This is a genomic window from Bradyrhizobium sp. (assembly GCF_035701725.1).
Taxonomy (GTDB): Bacteria; Pseudomonadota; Alphaproteobacteria; order Rhizobiales; family Xanthobacteraceae; genus Bradyrhizobium.
The window spans coordinates 1-4,327 of the sequence record NZ_DASSRP010000191.1 but is presented as its reverse complement, the minus strand read 5'-3'; the positions used below and the strand labels follow the sequence as shown (position 1 = coordinate 4,327).

Below are 4,327 nucleotides of genomic sequence, written 5' to 3'. Positions count from 1 at the left end.
CGCTACGGGCGGGAGCAGCAATCGTTGAGCTTTGTTTTCGTCCTCGCGGTCGGATTGGTCGCGGGCACCATCTCGGGCATCGTCGGCACTGGTTCTTCGATCATGCTGATGCCGGTCTTGATCTACATCTGGCAATCGGTGGCGCCGTGGTCGGCTATCTAACCGGCATCGTTGTCTCGACGGGCCCGCTGAGCGTGCCGCTGTTCCTGTTTTACGGCCTCGCCAAAGGCGCTTTCTCGCCACCGAGGCGGCGAGTTCACTCGGCATGTATGTGAGCAAGTCCGTCACCTTCCAGCGCTTTGGCGCGCTGACGCCGGAAATCGCCTTGCAAGGCCTGATCGCGGGCGCTTCGCTGATGTTCGGCGCTTTCATCGCCAAGCGTTTCGTGCTGCACATGAAAGCCGACGTTTTTCGGCTGCTGATGGACGGCATCATGATCGCCGCCGGACTTTCCATGCTGTGGACGGCGTTTTCGTAAGCGCCCGCCTGGCGGAAGGCCCGCGCGCCATTCCGTGCTATGGAAAGATAGTCCTCGAATCTGTCGTCAAACGAAACCTATGGCCAAATCCTCTCTCTCTTTCGTCTGCCAGAACTGTGGGGCGGCCTATAACCGCTGGCAGGGCAAGTGCGATTCCTGCGGCGAGTGGAACACGCTGGTCGAAGAAGACATCACCGGCGCCACCACCGCGCCGGCATCGCTCCGGTCCAAACGCAAGGGCCGGCAGTTCGCGCTCGAAAGTCTCTCCGGCAAGAGCCAGGACGCCCCTCGCCTGTCGTCGGGCATGGCCGAACTCGACCGCGTCACCGGCGGAGGCTTCGTCCGGGGCTCGGTGCTTCTGGTCGGTGGCGATCCCGGCATTGGCAAATCGACCCTGCTGACGCAGGCCACCAGCATGCTGGCCCGCGCCGGCCATCGCGCGGTCTACATTTCGGGTGAAGAGGCGGTCGCCCAGGTGCGGCTGCGTGCCGAGCGGCTTGGGCTTGCTGACGCGCCGGTACAACTGGCGGCGGAGACCTCGGTCGAGGATATCGTTTCAACCCTGTCCGAAGGCGCGACCCCTCGCCTGATCGTGATCGACTCGATCCAGACCATGTGGACCGATACGGTGGAATCCGCACCGGGCACGGTGACCCAGGTGCGGGCGTCGGCCCAGGCGCTCATCCGTTTTGCCAAGAAATCAGGCGCGGCGATTATCCTGGTCGGCCATGTCACGAAGGACGGCCAGATCGCCGGCCCTCGCGTGGTCGAGCATATGGTGGACGCGGTGCTGTCGTTCGAGGGCGAAGGTTCGCAGCATTTCCGCATCCTGCGTTCGATGAAAAACCGCTTCGGTCCGACCGATGAGATCGGCGTGTTCGAAATGACTGGCCTTGGTCTGCGGGAGGTCTCCAACCCGTCCGAACTCTTCTTGTCCGAGCGCGACCTCGGCAGTCCGGGGACGGCGGTGTTCGCCGGCATCGAGGGCACGCGCCCGGTGCTGGTTGAACTCCAAGCACTGGTGGCGCCGACCTCGCTCGGCACGCCGCGCCGGGCCGTCGTGGGCTGGGACCCCAGCCGGCTTTCCATGGTGCTGGCGGTGCTGGAGGCGCATTGCGGGGTCAAACTGTCCGGCCACGACGTCTACCTCAATGTCGCGGGCGGGTTGCGTATCCAGGAACCCGCCGCGGACCTGGCCGCGGCAGCCGCGCTGGTATCCTCGCTGGTGAATGCACCGCTGCCGGCCGATGCGGTCTATTTCGGCGAGATTTCGCTGTCTGGCGCGGTGCGGCCGGTGGCGCAGACGTCCGCCCGGCTCACGGAAGCCGCCAAACTCGGCTTTGGGCGCGCCGTATTGCCCGAATCGGCCCGCGGCGAGGCCGGCGCCGATTCGGGCCTTTCGCTGAACACGGTCGGTGGATTGACCAGCCTGGTCGCCGAAATCGCCGCGCGCGGCTCACCCCGAAGAACGGCCGACAACGCCGCGGTTGAAAAAAATGCCACACCCACGAGATTCCGCCGTCACGAAGGCTAGGTGGACGTGACGTCACCCTCCCCCGCCGCTATACATCGCCCGCGCAGGGCGGGGATGGTGCGACTTCCGGCCTTGCCGAGCGCGCTAGCGGGCTGCCAGCCTAGTGTGGCCCCGATTCGCGGCAACCTTGATGCGGACCCGACCAGCCGATGCCAGTTACAATTCTCGATCTCGTACTGCTCGCCGTGATGCTGATTTCCGGCCTGCTCGCGATGGTACGCGGCTTCATGCGCGAAATACTGTCGATCGCGGCCTGGGGCGCTGCCGCGCTGGTAACGCTCTATTCGTTCTCCAAGCTGCTGCCGACCGCCAAGACCTATGTGAACAACGACACTGTCGCGAGCCTCATCGTGGTTGGCGGTGTCTTTGTCGGTACTCTGATCGTGGTTTCGGTCATTACGGTGCGGATCTCCGACATGATCCTGGATTCCCGGATCGGCGCACTGGACCGCACACTGGGCTTCCTGTTCGGCCTCGCTCGCGGCCTGTTGATCGTCGTTGTCGCCTTCCTGTTCTTTACCTGGCTGGTTCCCGACAAGCAGCGCCCGGACTGGGTGACGGGCGCCAAATCCCGCGTGGTCCTGCAAGGAACCGGGGATTGGCTGATGGCGCTCTTGCCTGACGACCCCGAGAACACCATCTTGAAGAGATTCAAGAAGAATAAACCAGAAGATGATCAATCTGACGCCGAACAGGCGACTCCGGCGTCAGGCGACGGATATAGTAAACCCGCCCGCGACAGCCTTAAAAAGCTGATCGAGAAACCGGCGAAGTGATAGCCGGCCATAGGATAGCTGGTCACAAGAGAGGCGCGATGGACAGCCAACAAAGCCCTTCCGATGACGCCAAAGCTAGGGGGCTGACGAGCGGCCCCCACTATCTCGAACAGTCTGATCTGGAAGGCGATACGCTGCGGGAAGAATGCGGCGTATTCGGCATCTTCGGCCACCCCGAAGCAGCTGCCATCACCGCCCTCGGCTTGCACGCGCTTCAGCATCGCGGTCAGGAAGCCGCCGGCATCGTCTCCTTTGACGGAACCCGCTTCCATTCGGAGCGACGGCTTGGTCTGGTCGGCGATACCTTTTCCCGGCGCGAGGTCATCGAGCGCCTGCCCGGCAACGCCGCCATCGGGCACGTTCGTTATTCGACCACGGGCGAGACCATCCTGCGCAACGTGCAGCCGCTGTTTGCCGAACTCAATGCCGGCGGCTTTGCAGTCGGCCACAATGGCAATCTGACGAATGGCCTCACGCTTCGCCGCGAACTCGTGCGCGGCGGCGCCATGATGCAGTCCACGACCGATACTGAAGTCATCCTCCATCTCGTCGCCCAGTCCAAGCGCAACCATTTCATCGATCGTTTCATCGAGGCACTGCGGACGATCGAGGGCGCCTACTCGCTGGTGTCGCTGACCAACAAGAAACTGCTCGGTGCGCGTGACCCGCTCGGCATCCGGCCCTTGGTGCTGGGGGAACTCGACGGCTGTCCGATCCTCGCCTCCGAGACCTGTGCGCTCGATATCATCGGCGCCAAATATATCCGCGACGTCGAACCCGGCGAGATCGTGGTGTTTGACGAGCGCGGCGCCCACAGTCACAAGCCGTTTCCGCCGAAGCCGCCGCGCCCCTGCATCTTCGAATACATCTACTTCGCGCGGCCGGATTCCATCGTCGGCGGCCGCTCGGTCTACGATGTCCGCAAGGGCTTTGGCGCTGAACTGGCGCGGGAAAGCCACGTGCCCGTCGACGTCGTCGTGCCGGTGCCGGACTCCGGCGTCCCGGCGGCGGTCGGTTACAGCCAGCATTCGGGCGTGCCGTTCGAGCTTGGCATCATCCGCAATCACTATGTCGGCCGTACCTTCATCCAGCCGACCCAAAGCGTGCGCGAACTCGGTGTGCGCATGAAGCATTCGGCCAACCGGGCAGCGATCGAAGGCAAGCGGATCATTCTGATCGACGATTCACTCGTTCGAGGCACCACGTCGAAGAAGATCGTTCGCATGATGCGCGATGCCGGCGCCCGAGAGGTTCACTTCCGCCTCGCCTCACCGCCGATCCTTTATCCCGACTATTACGGCATCGACCTGCCGGACCGTGGCGGTTTGCTGGCGGCCACGCATAATCTGGAAGAGATGCGCGAACTGATCGGCGCCGATACGCTGGCCTTCCTGTCGGTCGATGGCATGTACCGCGCGATGGGCTATCCCGGGCGCGATCCCGCCAATCCGAAATTCTCCGACCATTGCTTCACCGGGGCTTATCCGACGAACCTCACCGACCAGGATCACGTCGAACCGACGCCGCGGCAGCTGTCGC

3 protein-coding genes and 1 pseudogene are annotated in these 4,327 nt (G+C 63.6%); all 4 read left to right on the top strand.

Translation table 11 applies throughout. The features are described from left to right. Window positions 1-24: 24 nt before the first annotated feature. A pseudogene (locus tag VFL62_RS11180) lies at window positions 25-478 on the top strand (TSUP family transporter). Between the two features lie 79 nt (window positions 479-557). Next, the gene (gene radA, locus VFL62_RS11175) at window positions 558-2,012 is read left to right on the top strand and encodes a DNA repair protein RadA (RefSeq protein WP_325172436.1); all 1,455 of its coding nucleotides are present in this window, start codon (window positions 558-560) and stop codon (window positions 2,010-2,012) included. A gap of 149 nt (window positions 2,013-2,161) precedes the next feature. Further along, complete coding sequence (locus VFL62_RS11170) at window positions 2,162-2,788, top strand: CvpA family protein (protein ID WP_325172435.1); 627 nt, start codon at window positions 2,162-2,164, stop codon at window positions 2,786-2,788. 38 nt (window positions 2,789-2,826) lie between these two features. After that, on the top strand, window positions 2,827-4,327 hold a 1,501-nt coding region (purF, locus tag VFL62_RS11165), incomplete at its 3' end, for an amidophosphoribosyltransferase (RefSeq protein WP_325172434.1).